Consider the following 19,111-nt stretch of genomic DNA (forward strand, 5'->3'; position numbering starts at 1 on the left):
TTGCGCAAAAACCGTGAAGCACGTTTTCAACAACTTAAAGTGAACGCTCCTCAATACGGATTTGAAGTTGAAGAAATCCCACGACAGGATGTTGATAATGTAGGCGTTAGCTCAACTAAAATCCGTAAAGCACTTGAGCAGGGCGATGTACTAACTGCTAGCCATTTCCTTGGTCGTAGTTATAGTCTTACAGGTCGCGTTATTGCTGGTGATAAGATTGGCAGACTGTTGGGTTTTCCTACTGCGAACCTTGAATTAGACAGCAAGCATAAACTCATACCAATGGAAGGTATTTATGCGGTAACCGTTCAGCACGAGCGTGACTTATACAAAGGCATGCTTTACATAGGTTATCGCCCTACAATTAATGGCAACAAATTAAACATTGAAGTGAATATCTTTGAATTCGACAAAGATGTTTATGGTGAAAATATCACAATCAATTTACATCACCTTATTCGCGGCGATGCAAAGTTTAGCGACCTTGAACAATTAAAAGACCAGCTAAAGTTAGACAAGCTTGACGCTCTGAGGCTTTTATCTTCTATCTAATCCATAAGGTTTACATTTTTTTGTAAACTTGTTTTATGGAATCATCTCACCTTTTGTGGACGCCGTCGGAGAAAATGAAGAAGGATGCTAACCTTCGTCATTACATAGATTGGTTACGAGAACGCAAGCAACTTACCTTCTCTGATTATCAGGCATTATGGAATTGGTCTGTTACTGATATTAACAGTTTCTGGAAAAGCATCTGGGAATACTTTGATATACTACATGACGGAGAGATCTCACAGATCTACTCCGGCGAAATGCCTGCAGTAAAATGGTTTGAAGGCACTAAACTTAATTATGCAGAGCATATTTTTAGAAAAGCCAATGATACGCACCCTGCTATCCTATTTAAAAGTGAGTCTACTGCACTGAGGGAAGTAAGCTGGAAAGAATTATCAATGTCGGTTTCTGCATTACAAGCTCTTTTTAAGGCAGAGGGTATTCAGCAAGGTGATACAATAGCAGCTTATCTTCCATGCATTCCTGAAGCTTCCATGGCCCTCTTGGCTACCACATCTATTGGCGCAGTCTGGTCTAGCTGTTCTCCCGACTTTGGGACTAATGCTGTGATAGATAGATTTAACCAAATAGAACCGAAGGTCCTTTTTGCAGTTGACCAATATACTTACAACGGAAAATCTTTTGACAAAACTTCTGTTGTTCAAGATCTCATCAATGCGCTCCCCTCACTGAAATGTATCATTCTCGTATCGGATCAGTCTAAACTTGTAAGCACCAAACAAGTAATCTTATGGAAGGACATTCAGCGCAATGATAATGCAGCCCCTGAATTTACACGCGTCTCTTTTAACCATCCTATCTGGATCTTATATTCATCAGGCACAACAGGTCTACCCAAAGCGATTACACATTCTCATGGTGGCATTTTGCTCGAACAACTAAAGTACGGTTCATTTCATAACGACTTTAAACCAGGAGAGCGTTGCTTCTGGTATACTACAACAGGATGGATGATGTGGAATTACATTCATGGAAGCTTGCTCACAGGAGGCACTATGGTGTTATATGATGGAAGCCCGGGATACCCTGACTTAAGTGTATTATGGGAGTATGCTGAGCAATCGGAAATACATCACTTCGGGACGAGCGCTGCGTTTATCCTTGCCAACCTGAAAGAAGGAATTACACCATCCAAAAAATTGCAACTTGCCAATCTCCGATCAATCGGCTCAACAGGAAGCACTTTGCCACCCGAAGGTTTCGAGTGGATTTACCAGCATGTTAAACAAGACATCTGGCTGGCTTCAATGAGTGGTGGCACTGATGTGTGTAGTGCATTTGTTGGGGGTAATCCGCTTTGGCCTGTTTATGCTGGTGAAATTCAATGCAGAGCTTTAGGCTGCAAGCTAGAAGCTTTTGATGACGATGGGAAGTCGATCACCAATAGTGTTGGCGAGATGGTGATCAGCAAACCCATGCCTTCTATGCCCGTATTTTTCTGGAATGATCCAACCTTCGAGAGATACAAAGAAAGTTACTTTGAAATGTTCCCTGGAGTTTGGCGCCACGGTGATTGGATTGAAATTACAAGCAGACAGGGAGTGATAATCTATGGAAGATCTGATGCAACATTAAACCGCGGTGGTGTAAGAATTGGAACAAGCGAGATTTATCGTGCAGTAGATAAAGTTGAAGAAGTGAAAGACAGTTTGATCATTTGCATTGAAAAAGAGAAGGGAGAGTTCTGGATGCCTCTGTTTGTTGTAATGAAAGCAGATCATACTTTAACTGATGATATTAAAAAGAAAATCAATACAGTAATCAAAAATGAATATAGTCCTCGACATGTTCCGGATGAAGTTGTAGCAGTTGAAGATATTCCTTATACGATCAGCGGAAAGAAGACCGAAACTCCAGTTAAAAAAATACTGATGGGAAAAGATCCTAAAACAGTAGTAAACTTTGGCTCTTTAAGAAATCCTAAATCTATTGATCACTTTATTACCCTGTTCAAACACAAAAGGCCATAGCCGCCGCCTTCGGCCTACACTGAAAAAGATTTTAAATAGCAGGAAAGAAAATCAACTATCCTTTACATTTGCCAAATGAAGAAATCAAGCATCAACTTCACCGTACATTTAGATCAAAATAACATTCCTGAAAAAATACAATGGGATGCTACCGATAAACCAGACCCTCAGTTATCTGAAACTAAGTCTATTAGCGTAGCTCTTTGGGATAGCAAACAAAAGAACACCCTTCGTATTGACCTTTGGACCAAAGACATGCCCGTTGAAGAGATGAAGCGATTTTTCATTGATTGTATCGGCGGATTAGCCCAAAGTATCCTTACTTCCACCGGCGATGAATACATGGCCAGCGAAACCAATGCACTTTGCGAAAAGCTGGTTAAACACCTGCAAGAGGAAAACAAATAGAAACGGCCTTTCAATCGTTTGTTTTATTCTAAAAATTTGTACTTTACAGAAAGAAATGCTCTGTATGCATAACATATTGCATTTCTAATAACCCTATTTCTTTAAAATTCAACTACTTAAACATTCTATGAAGCATTTTTACAATGGTTTATGGGCAGCAATTACTTTAGTAATGTTGCTCAATTCCGCGGTTTATGCCCAAACCACTATCTCGGGAAAAGTCGCGGATGCCGCTACTGGAGAGACATTAGCAGGGGTGAATATTGTTGTTAAAGGAAAAGTGATTGGCACCATTACAAATACCAATGGACAATTCTCTCTTGCTGTCAATGATGCTCCTCCTTTTACACTTGTCTTTTCTTTTGTTGGTTATCAATCTCAGGAAGTATCTATTAGCGACAACAGTGCTACAGGACTCGATATTAAACTTAGTGAACAAACGGTTCTGGGTCAGGAGATCGTAGTATCTGCCTCACGTGTTGAAGAGAGCATTATGCGTTCTCCCGTTACTGTTGAAAAGGTTGATTTGCTTGCAATACAGCAGACTCCAGCACCTGAATTTTATGAAGCCTTAGCTTCTGTTAAAGGAGTTCAATTCACTTCAAGTAGTTTAAATTTTCCGCAGGTAAACACCAGAGGATTTGCCACCATTGCAAATGTTAGATTTGTTCAGCTTGTTGACGGTATAGATACACAAGCCCCCCTATTGAACTTCCCTACAGGTAACATTGTAGGTATCGGTGAATTAGATGCAGAAAGCATGGAGCTTGTACCAGGGGCTGCATCAGCGCTTTACGGGCCAAATGCTTTTAATGGTATTCTTATTATGCGCAGTAAAAGTCCTTTTGAATACCAGGGCTTAAGCGCTCAATTTAAAGGAGGTATCACAACCTCAGATGCGCAAGGCAAAGCTTATCCAATGTATAACTTTGGACTACGTTACGCGAAGTCATTCAATAACAAGTTCGCCTTCAAAGTAAACTTCTCCATATTGGACGCCGAAGACTGGCATAGCAACGACTACAAGACTGATGTAGTTAATCCGGAATCAAAAATTGATCTTTCTGGCCAACCTAATTTTAATGGTGTTAATACATATGGCGATGAAGTAGTAATTCCTGTTCCTATTGGAGGAACATTTGGTTCCCTTGATTTACGAAGAACAGGATGGAAAGAAGAGGACATAATCGATAACTATGACGCAAGAAGTATCAAAGGAGACGCCGCACTTCATTATAGAATAACTGATAAAGTAGAAGCTTTATATAATTATCGTTTTGGCGGCGGTAGTTCGGTATACCAGGGTTCGCAGAAGTATGCACTCAGAGATTTTACACAACAGTTCCATAAAGTTGAGTTAAAGTCAGATAACTTCTTTGTAAGAGGCTATATAACAGCAACTGACGCTGGTGACTCTTACAATATGGCTGCATTAGGCGCGAATCTGAATGAAAGAATAAGCCCTACAGCAACTGAATGGGCACCTACCTATGCACAAACTTACGTACTTGCCATGCAAGGCTATCTCCCTGGTGTACCTGCCGGAAACTCTGCTGCAGCGCATCAAGCTGCGCGTACCCGGGCCGATGCAGGACGAAATGCTTTAACGGAACAGGAAAGAAAAGCACTTATTGAAAGTGTAAGAAATGACTACTTCCAACGCAATCCTGCAGGTGCAAAGTTTATTGACAACTCTAGGTTGTATCATGGAGAATTCAACTACAACTTTGCTCATCAAATAAAGTTTGCAGAAATACAGGTAGGTGGTAACGTTCGTCAGTACAGCTTATTCTCTGACGGAACTATCTTTAATGAAGATCCTGATGATGGAACAGATTTCAACAGAATAACTATAAACGAATTCGGTGTTTATACCCAGATCTCTAAAACTTTCCTTGAATCGCTTAAGCTGACAGGATCGTTGAGATATGACAAAAATGAAAACTTTGACGGCCGGGTGACACCAAGGATCTCCGCTGTTTATACTTTCAATCAAAACCATAACATCCGTGCTTCCTTCCAAACAGGATTTAGAAACCCTGATACACAGGCGCAGTTTATCTACTTCCCTGCTGGAACAAACATATTGTTAGGAAGCGCGAAAGCAAATGCTGAACGCTACGGAGTACACAACGGAGGTTCATGGACAAGAGCTTCTTATGAAACATTCCGCAGAACTGGGAACACGGCAGATCTTGTTCAGGCGAATATCGCATCTGTACAACCCGAGAAGTTAAGCGCTTTTGAAGTAGGTTATAAGGGTGTAGTTAATAAGAATTTCCTTTTTGATGTAAACGCATACTACAACAGTTACGAGGACTTTATTGGCTCATTAGATGTTGCAAGTAAAAATCCTACGACTCATCAGGGTAGAGAAGTTCCTGCGGGAACAATATTCTCTCCTTATGTAAACTCTCCTGCTACTGTGGCCTCTTTTGGTGTAGGTTTTGGTGTAACATACAATCTTCCGAAAGGGTACCAGTTCAATGCAAACTATAATTATGCAACGCTTGAAGAGGACAAAGATCAGGACCCAAGCTTCCGCTCGGGCTTCAACACGCCTGAGCACAAATTCAATATTGGTATTGCAAACAGAAAGGTTGTTAAAAATATTGGCTTCAGTGTAAACTACCGTTGGCAGGATGAATTCCTTTGGGAATCTGATTTTGGTTCATGGAATGTTCCTTCATTTGGTGTAGTAGATGCTCAGGTAAGCTATCGTGTTCCATCTATAAAAACCATCGTTAAATTAGGTGGCTCTAACATAGCAGGTGGCGATTATCGCACAAACCTAGGCGGACCATTTGTTGGTCAGCAATATTATATCTCGCTTACATTTGATGAATTCTTCCGTTAATCCCCAAAGCATATACTTATGAAAAAGATAAAATATCTTGGATATACATTGGCATTGATACTTGCTCTCAGCGCCTGCGAGCAAGACACTATAGATTTACAACAACCAGAGCCAGACTTAACAAACGTAGGAACAGATGCATGCCCCCAAGGTGCATCTAAAGGATCAGCAGATTTTACTAAAGTTGTAGCCATTGGTAATTCATTGATGGCGGGCTACCAGTCAGGTGCTTTGTTTGACGCAGGTCAGCAGAATTCATTACCGAAAATCCTATCAAAACAATTTGTTTGCGTCGGCGGAAGCGAAACATTCAACCAACCGGATATCCGCTCAGAATATGGATTCTATACAGGAGGAACGAACCCTGTTGGAAATATCTTTTTAGGGCGGTTATTTATCTATGGCGCAGCACCTGCACCTTATAAATATCCTAGCCAAGAGGCTGCAGCTTCAAGCATACCAAATCCTCAGGTGAATCCTAATTTTATGTATGCGGGTTCTCAGGGCGCCGTGCCTACAAAAGACCTGAATAACTTTGGAGTACCAGGGATCGTCCTAGGACAAATTTTTACAACAGCTACAGGTAATTGGAGTAATCCAAATCCCGCAGCAGGCTTTAATCCTTTTTATGCACGTTTCGCCTCGGATGGAGGTGCAGGTACTAGCACCATTCTTCAGGATGCTACTACCTCCCTGGCAAATGGGGGTACGTTTTTTCTTATGGAAATTGGAAATAACGATGTGTTAGGATATGCTATAGGTGGTGCTGCGAGTACCGGTGTTCAAATGACATCTACAGCAGATTTTACTATGCAATATCAAGGTGCTCTTCAAACATTACTTTCTGTTCCTAATGTAAAAGGTGCTGTTGCTAACATCCCTGATATTACTTCAATTGCCTATTTTAATACAGTAACATGGAATCGGATTGCATTTGATGAAGCAAAACCAACTGACGTTGCTACTGTGGCACAATTAAATGCAGCCTTTGCTGGATTAAATAGTGCTCTTGATGGTTTATCCGCCAATGGTCTTATTTCTGCAGCAGAGGCTGCAAAAAGAAAAGTTAGTTATCAGCTGGGCAATAATCCTATTCTTATCAACGACGAAGACCTGGAAGACTTAGGTCCTAAATTTGACGTCTTACTTTCTGTAAATGCCATTACTCAAGAACAACGTCAAAGACTTGTGCCTTATGAACAATCGAGACCATTGGTAGCTGGCGAGCTTGTACCTCTTGGGGCCGGAGCTGTGTTAGGTACACTTGCTAATCCGCAAGATCCTACTACGGTATGGGGTGTAGCTGTACCATTACCAGATCAGTATGCATTAACAGCAAATGAAATTACTGCAATTCAAACTCGTACGAATGAATTTAACACTATTATAGCAAATGCTGTAGCACAATTAGGCGGCGACAGGGTAGCGCTAGTTGATGTTAATGGTAAATTTAATCAATTGAAAATGGCAGGTGCTGACGTTGTTAACGGTGTAACCATTACTCCAACATTAGCGCCTCCTACTGGTGGTTTCTCAGAAGACGGAATCCACCCAAATCAAAGAGGATATGCTTATTTAGCCAACATCTTCATTGACGCCATCAATACTAAATTTGGTGCTTCTGTTCCTAAAGTAAACATTAGCAAATACAGCGCTAATGGTTTACCTCGGTAATCAAACAGGACTTAGATAAAATAAAAGAGACTGCTCTCCATGCAGTCTCTTTTATTTTTGTCTAGCAGAGAAAAAAAGTATATTACTAATGACCCTTTTTCTTCTGTTGTCCGGGAGCATGTGGCTTAGCAGACTGATGTCCAGCTGCCTTTTTCTGTTGCCCAGGGGCATGTGATTTGGCTGATTGGTTGCCTGCTACTTTCTTTTCATGTCCAGGAGGTGTTTTCTTCGGTGTTATCACCACCGTTTTACTGGAACATGAAGCAAGAAAAAGAACTACAACGCAAATCAGGCAAACTCTGAATAATCTTATTTTCATTGTTAAAACGGTTACTAGTTAAAATTGTATCTGATACCTATACCTCCCTGGCCAAAGAAGTTGAATGGATCATCCGCCAGTTCCAGAAGTAGATTTATATCTGCAAAAGCAGAAAGAGGCGCACCTGGAATGTGATATTCCAAGCCAATAACTCCGTCAACACCAAAGTCTACATCGGTAACCTTTTCTGAAACGTGTACCCATGTATTTCTTTCGCTGTAACGGTATCTATATGTGAAGGTGTTAAACCTGAGCTGAGGTCCAACACCCCAGTACCACTGAAGTCCTTGAGCATTGGGGAAGTCTTTTTGAAAAAGTAAATGACCTTGAATGCTTATTGCACTATTTTTTCTATGGCCTAAATAATAGTAATCTCTGAAATCTCGATCGTCATAAAACCGATCACGGTAATCATATCCCCAATAACTTGATTGTCCGATATTAAACTCAAGTGCCTTCCCATTAGCCAGATATTTCTTAGCAGATACTCCAAGTGGGTCTCCCAGGCGAATTCCAACACCCCAATTGGTTGGTGTTGAACTTGTTGCTTTGTTTTTTCCTGCGCTTTGTTTCTTTGTCTGTGCTTGTGAAATAGTAATCGTTAACATCAATACAATAAGAATGTACCTGTACTTCATTTTAATAATTTTGGTTTATCTACACCTTTAGTATTTAAACCGGCCCTTACCCTGTAGTGCATTGAAAAAATTTTAACAATAATTTTAAATTCTATTTTTAGCCTTTAAACGCTACTTTTAAGTACTTTTTACGGATTCATGGGCGAACTGGCACAACAAGACTTCGACACACTTTTTCTAAAATACCACCGTGAGCTATTGAACCTTGCCTATAATATTGTTAGAGATAGAGATATTGCTAAAGATGTTGTACAGGAGGTATTTACTAGTCTTTGGAAGAACAGACACTCAATTCAGTTCGGCGAACAGATAAAAAATTATCTCTTCAAAGCCACCTCTCATACCTCGCTCAATGCTTTGAGAAAGCTGAAGACATCCTATAAACTGGATGATTACCAGGAAATTTCAATGCTAATAGCACCCTCAGGCCCCGAATCTCCTGCTTATGGTGAGCTTGAATTACGCGTCAGGCAAGCGATCGACCGCCTCCCCCCGCAATGCAAAACAATTTTTCTTCTGAGCCGGCACGAGGGACTAAAATACCAGGAAATAGCAGAAACCCTTGGATTATCAGTAAAAACAGTTGAAAGCCAGATGGGAATAGCCCTTGAAAAACTGCGCCAGGACCTTAAACCCTTCTTAACACTCGAATTTCTGGCAATCCTGCTCGCAGCAAGCCTCTTATTTTATATTCTCTTTTAATTTTTTTTCATACTGGTTAGGGGTATAGGCGGTGTTGTGTGCTATAGAAATATAGATACAAGAAATAAACCCCATTTTCAATGAAAAAGATGATTCTTCTAACCATTTTAACGGTGACAATACTAAGTTCCTGTTCTTCTCATGTATGTCCTACTTATGCAAAATTTAGCCCTCATAAGAAGACAAAGGTGAGATACAGGTAGTACTTTTAATTTTATGGAGATTGATAAAGAACAATTAAGCAAGTTTGTTTCGTATTTTAATGGTGAACTAACAGATGCAGAAAAGGCTGAAATAGAACAGTGGATTACAGCATCAGAAGAAAACAGAGTCACCTTTTCAGAAGCAAAGAAGATCTGGGATAGTGCAACAGTACGCCTGCAATATCCTTATATAGATTCTTCTAAGTTTCTTATTGAAACAAAAAGCAGGATTAACAACACGCAATCTGGTAATAAAGTTATCTCCTTTATTAGCACGCATGCGCTTAAAATTGCAGCAAGTGTCACCATCATTTTCATCATCTCCTACTTCACATTTAAATCTTCGATTAAGGACGAAATAATGTTTGCTAGTGGTGACAAAGTGGCCACGCTATACCTTCCTGATAGCAGTAAAGTCTGGCTTAACGTTAATAGTAAGCTTACCTATTCAAAAGATTTTAAAAAACGCCATGTTGAGCTTTCAGGGGAGGCATTTTTATCTGTTAGAAAGGATACAACTGCTTTTACAGTTACTACCAAAAATACCATAACGCAGGTATTAGGTACCTCCTTCAATCTAAAAGAACAAGGTGATACTGCAGTAACACTTACGGTAGCAGAGGGTGTTGTTAAGTTTTCCGATCGCAATGTTTCTGAAAATGAGCGGGCAGTTGTTAATGCACATGAGAAAGCGGTAGAAAGTACAAAGTCCGGTTTGCATAAAACGAAAAACGATGATCCCACTTTTGCCAAATGGAGAGAGCTTAACAACCCTGCTTTCGAGGATGAAAAGAATAACCCGCAAAAGTTTCTCTCTAATACTTATTCATGGAAAAAGAATCAAATTAATCAGTCAGTGATTGAGGGGACATTGACTAATCACGGTAACCTTGCTGCTTATACGAAAATTGTTCTCAACGTCTCCTACACAAAGCCAGGTGGTACTGCTGTAAACTCAAATATTGTAATTTATGACGCAGTATACCCTGGGAAAAAACTACATTATAAAAAACGACTTTTAGATGTTTTTACAGATACCAAAGCTGTAAATATTACCATTAAATCTGCTAAAGCAACAGCCAATAACTCATTCTAATCTCTACATTATGAACGATACAGTAGTAATTGAAGCCGAAGCAAAAACAATTATTTGTATTGGTGAAAAAATTATCAACCTTCACACAAACCTGGGTCCCAAAAGTCCTATCAATAATGTGATGATAGCGGACCTCAATTCTAAAATTTCAATTGCAAGACAAAAGCATGAAGAAGGAGAGAAATATAAGAAGTTAATGGAAGATGCCTGGCGTGAAAGAGACCTATGCCTTAAGAAGAAAGAGAAGGGTGTTATAGAAATGTTGAGGTCGATAAAGAATATGCTTCTCGGAGAAAACAGAAGCATTAGTGACTGGGGATTTTAACAAATGGTGATGCTGTAAGCGCCTACCGCAACAATAGTTCGCTTAGGCCTCTTGAATAAACTCAAGTATTAGCTTATTCACCTTCTCCGTCTTCTCGTGATGAAGCCAATGTGTGGCATCTTGTAACATCACAAGTTTGCCATTAGCACAATGGTCCTTACTTTTTTCTGCCATCTCCGCTGATAGAAACTGATCCTTCTTACCCCAGATGATTAAGGTCGGGACATTGACAGTAACGTCGTTAGTCGATTTGTAGTACTTAAACGCTCTATACCAATGAAGCATTGATGTTAACGCATTCGGCTGTTGCCATGCGTGTTTATATCTGGTAAGATCTTCACTATCAAAAGTACCTTTAATCGAAGTATTTAGCAGAGACCTCTCTAAAAACTTAAAGTTAAACACCTTCAGCAAAAGCTCGGGCAATACAGGCAATTGAAACAAAGCCTGGTACCAACTCTTAATCATTTGTTTGGGATTAGTCTTTACCTCATGCAACATTACCGCAGGATGAGGCATGTTCAATATTACAAGCTTCTTTAATAACGAGGGATGCCGAATCGCTACTTCCCAGGCAACGCAACCTCCCCAATCATGGCCAACCAGAAAAACTTTTCTAGTACCAATTAATGCGACAATGTCTGCTACAAGGTTATCAATAATATAAGCTTTTACTCCTTCAGGTTTGCTACTCATGTTATAGCCTCGCTGGTCAGGTGCTATAGCATGATAACCCACACTGGCCATAAAATCCAATTGCTTCTTCCATGCGCCACCATATTCAGGAAAACCATGCAGAAATATAATTGCTTCTTTATTCCCCTCGCCCTCCTCCGAGCAGTGTAAGGTAATGCCGTTTGCATGGTTGAAAGTTTCCATTTGCTTATTAGAAATTTCGCCAACACCGAATAATACAATGCCAGCTAAGCATGCGGCTAAACTAAAATAGAATTAGATAATTAGATGAATATTAGGAAGTAAGCAAGGTTTTCTTACTCTATATCCAGATTGTATTTATAAAGAAGGCCCGTAAGATTAAGTGCTGAAAACCTGGTCTTCTTCATCTTATTACTATCAGGGTCAATAGCAAAATTCTGCGCCGTTCTGCGGTCCGTTTTTTCCAGGTTTGTATTTGAAAACCTGGCTCCTGCTTAACTCACTGTTTTTAAAAGGGCTTCAAATTAAATCTAAATCAGCTAAACCTAGCTTCTTTTAAAGAACAACTGGTGTATACGTTTTCCTAAGCTACTCCTGGATAGGCATCTTCTTTTTCTTCCATCCATCAAAACCTTCAGGAAGATTATATACTTCCTTAAATCCTTCTTTTGCCATCAACTCTTTTGTTTCGCCACTTCTGCCTCCACCTGCGCAATAAATGAAATACACCTTATTCTTGTCCAACGCTCTTATCTGGTCTTCGAAATTCTTATTGAAATAGTCTATCTGCACCGCGTGCGGAAGCATGCCTTTCTTTAATTCATCCGGTGTTCTCAAATCAAGCAACACAGCTCCTGGCTTCGACTCGAGCTTCGTTTTGAACTGTTCAGCTGTAAGGTCTTCTGATATAACATTACCTTGTGAAAAAGCCGTAACAGAAGCGGCAACTAATATTGAAATGAATACAAATGTTTTCATACTCAAATATAACCTGCAAATTTATAGGCTACTATACCAACCCACTCTTTTATCAGCCTCTGCCAAAGTGAAAACGCCTCCAGCTTGGGAATAAAAAGAGTATCAGGATAAAAATTGCGCTGATGCGTGTAAAAATCAGTGCTAAAAGTTTCAATGTTTAGCCCCACCTTTCTGTAGCAGGCAATGGAGCGCCTCATATGAAATGCTGAAGTTACCAGCAGACAATCTTCAGACTTATAGTTCATCTGCTTCAGCAGCTTTTGAACTTCAATTGCTGATTCTGCCGTATTGCGTGTCTCATTTTCAATTAAAATTACCTCTTCAGGCACCCCCATCAATATCATTGCACTTCTGAATTTATTAGCTTCTGGCTCGTCTTCTGTAACCAACCGCCCTGAACCTCCGCTAATCAATATCTTCTCTACAAGACCAAGCTTGTATAATTGCACTGTATGTACTACCCTATCGGCACCCTTGCTAAAATAAACTCGATCACTAGGATAGAGATCTCCCTGGGTTGAACCAGTGAGCACAATGGCCAGCTTGTACTTGCGCATCTCTTTAAAAGGTTTTGCCTTAACTTCCCACGCACGCATTGCTTCGTTCGCAATAAAGTCATTAGAGAAGAAGAGAAGCATCACAAATGCAGTCCAAAAAGTACGTTTGCGCCACTTTGTATTTTTAATCAAAACACTTACAATGAACAGAACACATACAATTGTAAAAGGTTGAATGAGATAACCTAATACTTTAGAAAGAACAAAAAACATAATCAGCCCGATTATAGAAATCACATAAAACAACCACACACTTCATTATACACTTTTACTTGCGCCTGTAGATTGGATTTGAAAGGTTACCAATGCCGTCAATAATCCTTCTTAAAACATCGAAATAAAGTGTTAATGCAAGAACAAACGTCATGGACCAAATCACGCCTGTGTTAAAGAACAACGTATCTACCCGCGTATTCAGAAAGTGCTTCGACGGCATATAGAACTGCGCATCAAAATCAACCATGTGCTCAGGGTCGGGATCTTTATATATCGGATAGATTTTTTGTACAAGCCTGCCGTCGCTTTCAATAATGCGGTGGGTTTCAGTCAGGTTCTTAACAAGTTCAGCAACTGCGTCGTTATGATATGACTCTCTTAACTTTTCAAATGCTTTTTCTTTTTCAACTGTGCTTGTAAGCTCTTGTATGCGCTTTTCTTTTACCTGATCTGCAGCATTATATCGCTTCATATAGAATTGCTTGAGCTGATTCAAAAACGCTGAAAGATTTTCATACACGGTTGAATCGAACTTAGTAACAGTTAAATCGCTAACACCTTTGTATTTATCTTGACCTACAACCTCAAGCTCCTTAACCACTTCTGCCTGTATAAGTTGCAGATCGGTGGCTACCTTTGCACGGTCCGCATCGTCTTTAGACTTATAACTCTGAAGACAGTATTGAAGCCTTGTTTCAAGTTCTGGAATGAGATACACTTTTTGAAAGTCGGCGTTGGCCATGGCTTTATCATACTTATAAAATTCCTCTCCAAAGCGATTATCCTTAAACTGCGTTACCATAGCTGCCTCAAAAGCCCAGCGCGAAGCCATTAGATCTCCAACAAAGGGTACTGTAGCTGTATTACCTATGGTAGGATTAAGCTTATCAAACTTTACGACAACCCCACTTAATATAAGTTGTGGAATCAGTAATAACGGTATAAGTATATAGATAGTAACTGCAGAGTTAAAGCCTGAAGAGATATTAAGTCCTAACAGGTTAGCAAAACATGAGGTGGTAAACAGTATCAGCCAATGCTCCAGGAAGAGACCTTCAATTTCAAGAATATAATTTCCAACCAGTACAAACATAAAGGTTTGTATGGCCGATAACATAAACAGTATCGAGATCTTCGAGAGAATATAACTGCTGCGACTTAAATGAAGGAACGCTTCTCGCTTAAGAATCTTTCTGTCTCTGATAATTTCCTCAGCACTAACTGTTAACCCCATAAAAAGGGCTACGATTACGCTCATAAATAAGTAAGCAGGAATATTCAGATTCTTTCCAAATAAATATCCTGTGAGGTGTTTATCGTCAACATTATAATACCTTACAATAAATGCAAGTATAAAAGCAAGTACAGGAGCCTCAAGAAGGTTGATGACCATGTATTGCGTATTATGAATTTTAGCTTGGATATCCCTCAAAGAGAACAAGCGCGTTTGCTTCAAGCGCGTAGGAATATTCAATGTAGAATGCGGTACATCATCAGAAGGTTTGATAGTGATTGGCCTATGGTACTTGAGATAAGACTCATTCCATTGCTGTGCACTTATCTTACGCTCATTTGTAAAATGTCCATATTCATTGATCACCTTCGATTCTATGATGTTGAAAATCTGCTCAGGGTTAACATTACCACATTCGTGGCACTCCCCTTCCTCACTGTTGATCATGTTAATTGTGCGCTTGAAGTACACAATAGCATCAACCGGATTACCATAATAGATCTGGTATCCACCTGTATCGAGTATCACAAGCTTATCAAACATTTTGAAAATGTCTGATGAAGGCTGATGAATTACAGCAAACACAAGCTTACCTTTAAGGGAAAGCTCTTTTAGCAGGTCGATAATGTTTTCAGAATCGCGCGAGGATAGACCACTGGTAGGCTCATCGCAGAACAGCACCGCTGGCTCGCGAAGAAGTTCCAGACCAATGTTTAGTCGCTTTCTTTGCCCACCGCTTATTGTCTTATGTAACGGCGAGCCTACTTTCAGGTCTTTACTTTCTGCAAGGCCCAGGTCTTCGAGCACGGTCATCACAAGACCATCTATTTCAGCTTCGCTTTTATGGCTAAAGCATAACCTAGCAGCATAATACAGATTCTGATATACGGTAAGGTCTTCAATAAGCAGGTCGTCCTGAGGAACAAAACCAATGACACCTTCAATGCGCTCCGGATTTTTGTGAATGTCAATACCATTAATCAGCACCTGTCCTTCCGAGGGTTTTTCAGATCCGTTAAGTACGTGCAGTAAGGTAGATTTCCCTGCACCGCTTGCTCCCATCAATGCGATCAAATTCCCAGATTCAGTAGCGAGATTAACATCTCTTAAGCCTAACTTTCCATTCTTAAACTTGAAGCTTATATTCTTTGCTTCAAAGGAAATTCTATTTAAGCTGGCAAAGTTTACAAATTGCTTAAGTATAGAACCATAGTATACAGGCTCATCCTTATCCCACCGTAGCAAACTTCCTACCGCCAACACACTTATCCTTCCTGGTTTTACAGGCACTCCGTTAAGAAACACATCGGTAGCACCAAGGTACTTTATAAAATAGAGATCGTTCTGTTTAACATGAAGAACTGAAATAAACCCATAGAGATGAGTTCTTACAATGTGTTTTGCTTTTGAGAAATTAGATGTAAGTAAAGAATCAATAATCAGAATATCCGGATGATCTAATTGCTCTGCTTTGTTGCCCAACACAAAAACCTCAATGGCGTCGATCTCCTCCTCATTCACCTTAAATGTCTCCCCTATTACTTTCATCAGATGGTCTTCATGCGCAGAAATATTTCCATCAGCCTGAATAATTGTAATTAATTCAAGGATAATAACAACCTTTTGTTTCTGCGTAAGCTGGGCATTTATCTCCTGGCACAGTTTACGAATGGTATTTTCATCGACATGTGTATCGGCAAGAGTTTTAATGTATTCATCAAATTGATGAAGGTAATTATCAACAGCTGGTTTACTCAGATGCTCATGTAGAAAGAAGCTGATCTGTTCCCTTTCTTGTTTTGTTACTCCGCCTTCTCTGGCTACCTGGGCAAATAAGCGTAGAATGGCTTTGAGTAATGCTTCGCTCATGGTGGGTTATTTGGTTAGGCGCTAAAGATAATGAAAGATGCAGTTTCTACCATAAAAAAGGGACCGGTGAAAACCCGGTCCCTTTCCTATTATGATGTAATATTTTAATTAACCAGTGATGGCTTTTCTCAATCTTTCAGTAATCACGGTGATGCCTTCAAGATTTTTATCTGATAAAACTAAATCAGCACGGTTGTTCTTAATCTGCTCTTCAATATTTAAAGAGTTATAAGTTTTTTCAAGTTCTTTTAAATCTGCTACAATAGCTGTAACAGGTTCAGTTTGTTCAACACGCGAAAGCATTTCAACAAGATCAGATACTGATTTTTTCTGTTCAAGTACAATACGCATAATTGGTGTAAGTACCAGGTTACGCTTATCGTCAGGAAGAATGTTTTTAGGATATGATTTGATTAAACCTGTAGAGATGTATAAACCTTCAATGAAGCTTCCTGTAATAACAAGCGATGAAAGCTTGTTACGGTTATCATCATTAAGATAATTTTCAGTCTTCTTGATAGTTCTGTCTAAAAGGTGTGTTAAAGAATCTTTGTTAGAAATATTCTTTTCAAACTTATTAATTACTTCAGCATCAAAAGTACCGATAAGACCTAAGTTATCAGCAAGGGTTTTGCATGCTGTCAGGTAATCGATTGCTTCCTGTGTTTTATCATAAGAGCTCAGGTACCCGATGTCTGCAGCATAAACACCAAGGTTTAAAGCAGCCTTATCAGAACGTGAAGCATATTGATCTACTTTTGAACGAGGATTTACAAGGCCTTCATTATATTCTGCACCTGTAGCCTGTAACAGGTAAGGTATTTCAGATGGTGACGGAATATTGTATACAACATCTTCAATCTGTTGTTTCAGATTTTCATTGGCTTTGTCAAATTCTTCACTGTTTTTGTCCTTTTCTTCCTTGGAAGAATTACCGCAGGAAGCCAGTCCCGCAGCAAGGACGATCGCTAGAAAGAAATAAATAGGTCGCTTAATATTCATGGTAATTAAGAAAGGTTTAGAAGATTCAATTTTAATACATTTTTTATCAGCAAAAAACCTACGTATTACATTTTAGCGTCATTATTTTTATTATAGAGCGGTTCTTTTTCTAAGTTAAATTTAGACAGCGCTACAGGTGAAGAAATTCTTCCTCAGATAACTGAACGAAAAAATCTCGCTTTTTTAATATTAACCTGATTACAGCATAGAGCCCGATGACCACCCACCCTCCCCCGCCATAGCATTTTATAGTAAATCAGTTGTTTTTTTAAGAGTTTTCCTTAAGTTTATTGCCGATACATTTAGAGAACTAACAGGCTGAGGATGGTAGAAAAGACAGTGCTAATCGATGACAGTGATATAGACCTGTTCATACAGCGCAGGTTTCTGGAAGTCTACGGGTTTTCATCTAAACTCATTGTTTATAAATCGGCCAAAGAAGCACTGAACTGGCTTCAGAAACTAAACGGAGAAGCTCCTCCAGACGTTATTTTCCTTGATTTGAACATGCCAGATGTAGACGGTTTTGGCTTTTTAAAGGGCTTTGAATCTTTAGAAGATGGGATAAAGGGAAAAACCAGAATAGTTGTGCTCACCAGCTCCAATAGCCTTCAGGACCGAAAAATGGCTTTCGAAAATAAAAACGTAATTCATTTCATCACCAAGCCTCTCAAACAAAGCGATATTGAGGAGCTGAATGGAATGATATCTAAAAATTAGGAGCTGACTGGCTTCTAAAATCAAATTCTTTCAAATTTACCTTTCAGAGGATCACTGAGCCTAAGTCCTTCTTGTAAAATGTAACACGAATTAAAGATTCGAAATCCTTTATTATAGTAGCCCTTTTCGTACCGCAAGTCGGATCATACCGGTACATGAGCCCGAGATGAGCCGTACTTGAGCCGTATAAGAGCCGGGTAAGCTGCGTTTTTAGCGAAATTTGAGGCCTTATACGGCTCATATACGGCTCAAATACGGCTCAACCCCCACTGAACTATGGCTAATGTCCTATTCCGGACACTTTTATAGTGCTGAATTTTCTGGTAAAGGTGCGCTTAAGAGAAGGTATTACCTGTCGAGCCAGTCTTTGAATTCCTGAACGCGTTCGCGGGCTACTATAACCTCGTTATCCTGGGAGCCTTTTAAGACCAACCTGAGCCTGCTATTGGTGTAATTGATAATGTCCTGGATGGCGGGTGAGCTGACCAGGTACTTTCTGTTGATGCGGAAGAATTGGGCCGGATCAACCAGTTCCTCCAACTGTTCAAGGGTATAATCGAGGATAAAGTTGCGGTTGTCTTCCGTAACACAGAATGTGGTTTTATCCTGACTAAAGAAATACCGGATGGCACTTACCTCGATGGTTTTCAGATGCTCACCGACTTTTATAACAAAGCGGTTCTTATATTTCTTCATCAGCATCTGCACGGCGTGGCCAATGTTGTCGAGCATTTGCTGTGTTTGTGATTCATTCCCTGTAAAGGTCTTTAATTTCTTTAAAGCATTGCCCAGTTCATCTTTATCAACAGGTTTTAGAATGTAGTCGATACTGTTAACTTTAAATGCCTTGAGGGCGTACTCATCATAGGCCGTGGTAAATATAATGGGTGCTTTTATATCACAGTGCTCAAATATTTCGAAGCTGATTCCATCGGCCAGCTGAATGTCCATCAAGACAAGGTCGGGCACGGTGTTGCCTTTAAACCATGCAACTGACTTTTTAACTGTATCCATCTTTGCCAGAATATTGGCATTACTGATTAGCTCCTTCACCAGGCGTTCGAGACGCTGTGCAGCCTGAGGTTCGTCTTCTATAATAACTACGTTCAT

The 19,111-nt window shown here is 39.8% G+C and carries 17 protein-coding genes; 9 read left to right on the forward strand and 8 right to left on the reverse strand.

All coding sequences use genetic code 11. The annotated features are described in order from the left end of the window. From KK060_RS15360 to KK060_RS15380, 5 genes are all read left to right on the forward strand, one after another. Positions 1-552: riboflavin kinase (locus KK060_RS15360; protein WP_302180100.1), on the forward strand; the 552-nt coding region annotated here is incomplete at its 5' end. Between the two features lie 35 nt (positions 553-587). Next, a complete protein-coding gene (locus KK060_RS15365; RefSeq protein ID WP_254154644.1) occupies positions 588-2,546 on the forward strand; it encodes an acetoacetate--CoA ligase in 1,959 nt (652 codons plus the stop codon). A 75-nt stretch (positions 2,547-2,621) separates the two neighbouring features. Next, positions 2,622-2,954, forward strand: a complete 333-nt coding sequence (gene gldC, locus KK060_RS15370) for a gliding motility protein GldC (protein ID WP_254154645.1) — start codon at positions 2,622-2,624, stop codon at positions 2,952-2,954. Positions 2,955-3,081: 127 nt separating this feature from the next. Beyond that, positions 3,082-5,811 (forward strand): TonB-dependent receptor, encoded by a 2,730-nt coding sequence (locus tag KK060_RS15375; protein WP_254154646.1) that lies wholly within the window; start codon positions 3,082-3,084, stop codon positions 5,809-5,811. Between the two features lie 18 nt (positions 5,812-5,829). Continuing rightward, positions 5,830-7,485, forward strand: a complete 1,656-nt coding sequence (locus KK060_RS15380; RefSeq protein ID WP_254154647.1) for an SGNH/GDSL hydrolase family protein — start codon at positions 5,830-5,832, stop codon at positions 7,483-7,485. 85 nt (positions 7,486-7,570) lie between these two features. On the opposite strand, the gene KK060_RS15385 is transcribed toward KK060_RS15380, so the two are convergent. Both KK060_RS15385 and KK060_RS15390 read right to left on the reverse strand, forming a co-directional pair. Then, positions 7,571-7,804, reverse strand: coding sequence for a hypothetical protein (locus KK060_RS15385; RefSeq protein ID WP_254154648.1), 234 nt, complete (start codon positions 7,802-7,804; stop codon positions 7,571-7,573). A gap of 14 nt (positions 7,805-7,818) precedes the next feature. Continuing rightward, positions 7,819-8,442 (reverse strand): hypothetical protein, encoded by a 624-nt coding sequence (locus KK060_RS15390; RefSeq protein ID WP_254154649.1) that lies wholly within the window; start codon positions 8,440-8,442, stop codon positions 7,819-7,821. Between the two features lie 138 nt (positions 8,443-8,580). Between KK060_RS15390 and KK060_RS15395 the strand changes: the two genes are divergently transcribed. From KK060_RS15395 to KK060_RS15405, 3 genes are all read left to right on the forward strand, one after another. Beyond that, the gene (locus tag KK060_RS15395) at positions 8,581-9,144 is read left to right on the forward strand and encodes an RNA polymerase sigma-70 factor (protein ID WP_254154650.1); all 564 of its coding nucleotides are present in this window, start codon (positions 8,581-8,583) and stop codon (positions 9,142-9,144) included. A 216-nt stretch (positions 9,145-9,360) separates the two neighbouring features. Beyond that, positions 9,361-10,443, forward strand: coding sequence for a FecR family protein (locus tag KK060_RS15400; RefSeq protein ID WP_254154651.1), 1,083 nt, complete (start codon positions 9,361-9,363; stop codon positions 10,441-10,443). 10 nt (positions 10,444-10,453) lie between these two features. Then, positions 10,454-10,768, forward strand: coding sequence for a hypothetical protein (locus KK060_RS15405; RefSeq protein WP_254154652.1), 315 nt, complete (start codon positions 10,454-10,456; stop codon positions 10,766-10,768). 42 nt (positions 10,769-10,810) lie between these two features. Here the strand turns inward: KK060_RS15405 and KK060_RS15410 are convergent, their stop codons facing one another. From KK060_RS15410 to KK060_RS15430, 5 genes are all read right to left on the reverse strand, one after another. After that, positions 10,811-11,647 carry an alpha/beta fold hydrolase gene (locus tag KK060_RS15410; RefSeq protein ID WP_254154653.1) on the reverse strand — a complete coding sequence of 279 codons (837 nt, stop codon included), beginning with the start codon at positions 11,645-11,647 and terminating at the stop codon, positions 10,811-10,813. A 366-nt stretch (positions 11,648-12,013) separates the two neighbouring features. Next, positions 12,014-12,403, reverse strand: a complete 390-nt coding sequence (locus tag KK060_RS15415; RefSeq protein WP_254154654.1) for a rhodanese-like domain-containing protein — start codon at positions 12,401-12,403, stop codon at positions 12,014-12,016. Between the two features lie 2 nt (positions 12,404-12,405). Further along, positions 12,406-13,173, reverse strand: a complete 768-nt coding sequence (locus KK060_RS15420) for a YdcF family protein (RefSeq protein ID WP_254154655.1) — start codon at positions 13,171-13,173, stop codon at positions 12,406-12,408. Between the two features lie 55 nt (positions 13,174-13,228). Then, positions 13,229-16,279 carry an ATP-binding cassette domain-containing protein gene (locus tag KK060_RS15425; RefSeq protein ID WP_254154656.1) on the reverse strand — a complete coding sequence of 1,017 codons (3,051 nt, stop codon included), beginning with the start codon at positions 16,277-16,279 and terminating at the stop codon, positions 13,229-13,231. A gap of 108 nt (positions 16,280-16,387) precedes the next feature. Continuing rightward, the gene (locus tag KK060_RS15430) at positions 16,388-17,281 is read right to left on the reverse strand and encodes a hypothetical protein (RefSeq protein WP_254154657.1); all 894 of its coding nucleotides are present in this window, start codon (positions 17,279-17,281) and stop codon (positions 16,388-16,390) included. Positions 17,282-17,605: 324 nt separating this feature from the next. On the opposite strand from KK060_RS15430, the gene KK060_RS15435 reads away from it, so the two are divergent. Then, a complete protein-coding gene (locus tag KK060_RS15435) occupies positions 17,606-18,001 on the forward strand; it encodes a response regulator (RefSeq protein ID WP_254154658.1) in 396 nt (131 codons plus the stop codon). Positions 18,002-18,349: 348 nt separating this feature from the next. Here KK060_RS15435 and KK060_RS15440 read toward each other — a convergent pair whose 3' ends face one another. Beyond that, positions 18,350-19,111 carry a LytR/AlgR family response regulator transcription factor gene (locus KK060_RS15440; RefSeq protein ID WP_254154659.1) on the reverse strand — a complete coding sequence of 254 codons (762 nt, stop codon included), beginning with the start codon at positions 19,109-19,111 and terminating at the stop codon, positions 18,350-18,352.

The sequence above is a fragment of the Chryseosolibacter indicum genome, assembly GCF_018598585.1.
GTDB classification, from domain to species: domain Bacteria; phylum Bacteroidota; class Bacteroidia; order Cytophagales; family Cyclobacteriaceae; genus Chryseosolibacter; species Chryseosolibacter indicus.

What these genes read in the sequence shown, in the direction of transcription:
- KK060_RS15405 (WP_254154652.1), top strand. Translation starts at nt 10,454, where the DNA reads ATGAACGATACAGTAGTAATTGAAGCCGAAGCAAAAACAATTATTTGT.
- KK060_RS15380 (WP_254154647.1), top strand. Translation starts at nt 5,830, where the DNA reads ATGAAAAAGATAAAATATCTTGGATATACATTGGCATTGATACTTGCT.
- KK060_RS15420 (WP_254154655.1), bottom strand. Translation starts at nt 13,173, where the DNA reads ATGTTTTTTGTTCTTTCTAAAGTATTAGGTTATCTCATTCAACCTTTT.
- KK060_RS15365 (WP_254154644.1), top strand. Translation starts at nt 588, where the DNA reads ATGGAATCATCTCACCTTTTGTGGACGCCGTCGGAGAAAATGAAGAAG.
- gldC (WP_254154645.1), top strand. Translation starts at nt 2,622, where the DNA reads ATGAAGAAATCAAGCATCAACTTCACCGTACATTTAGATCAAAATAAC.
- KK060_RS15410 (WP_254154653.1), bottom strand. Translation starts at nt 11,647, where the DNA reads ATGGAAACTTTCAACCATGCAAACGGCATTACCTTACACTGCTCGGAG.
- KK060_RS15440 (WP_254154659.1), bottom strand. Translation starts at nt 19,111, where the DNA reads ATGAACGTAGTTATTATAGAAGACGAACCTCAGGCTGCACAGCGTCTC.
- KK060_RS15395 (WP_254154650.1), top strand. Translation starts at nt 8,581, where the DNA reads ATGGGCGAACTGGCACAACAAGACTTCGACACACTTTTTCTAAAATAC.
- KK060_RS15390 (WP_254154649.1), bottom strand. Translation starts at nt 8,442, where the DNA reads ATGAAGTACAGGTACATTCTTATTGTATTGATGTTAACGATTACTATT.
- KK060_RS15430 (WP_254154657.1), bottom strand. Translation starts at nt 17,281, where the DNA reads ATGAATATTAAGCGACCTATTTATTTCTTTCTAGCGATCGTCCTTGCT.
- KK060_RS15415 (WP_254154654.1), bottom strand. Translation starts at nt 12,403, where the DNA reads ATGAAAACATTTGTATTCATTTCAATATTAGTTGCCGCTTCTGTTACG.
- KK060_RS15375 (WP_254154646.1), top strand. Translation starts at nt 3,082, where the DNA reads ATGAAGCATTTTTACAATGGTTTATGGGCAGCAATTACTTTAGTAATG.
- KK060_RS15435 (WP_254154658.1), top strand. Translation starts at nt 17,606, where the DNA reads ATGGTAGAAAAGACAGTGCTAATCGATGACAGTGATATAGACCTGTTC.
- KK060_RS15425 (WP_254154656.1), bottom strand. Translation starts at nt 16,279, where the DNA reads ATGAGCGAAGCATTACTCAAAGCCATTCTACGCTTATTTGCCCAGGTA.
- KK060_RS15400 (WP_254154651.1), top strand. Translation starts at nt 9,361, where the DNA reads ATGGAGATTGATAAAGAACAATTAAGCAAGTTTGTTTCGTATTTTAAT.
- KK060_RS15385 (WP_254154648.1), bottom strand. Translation starts at nt 7,804, where the DNA reads ATGAAAATAAGATTATTCAGAGTTTGCCTGATTTGCGTTGTAGTTCTT.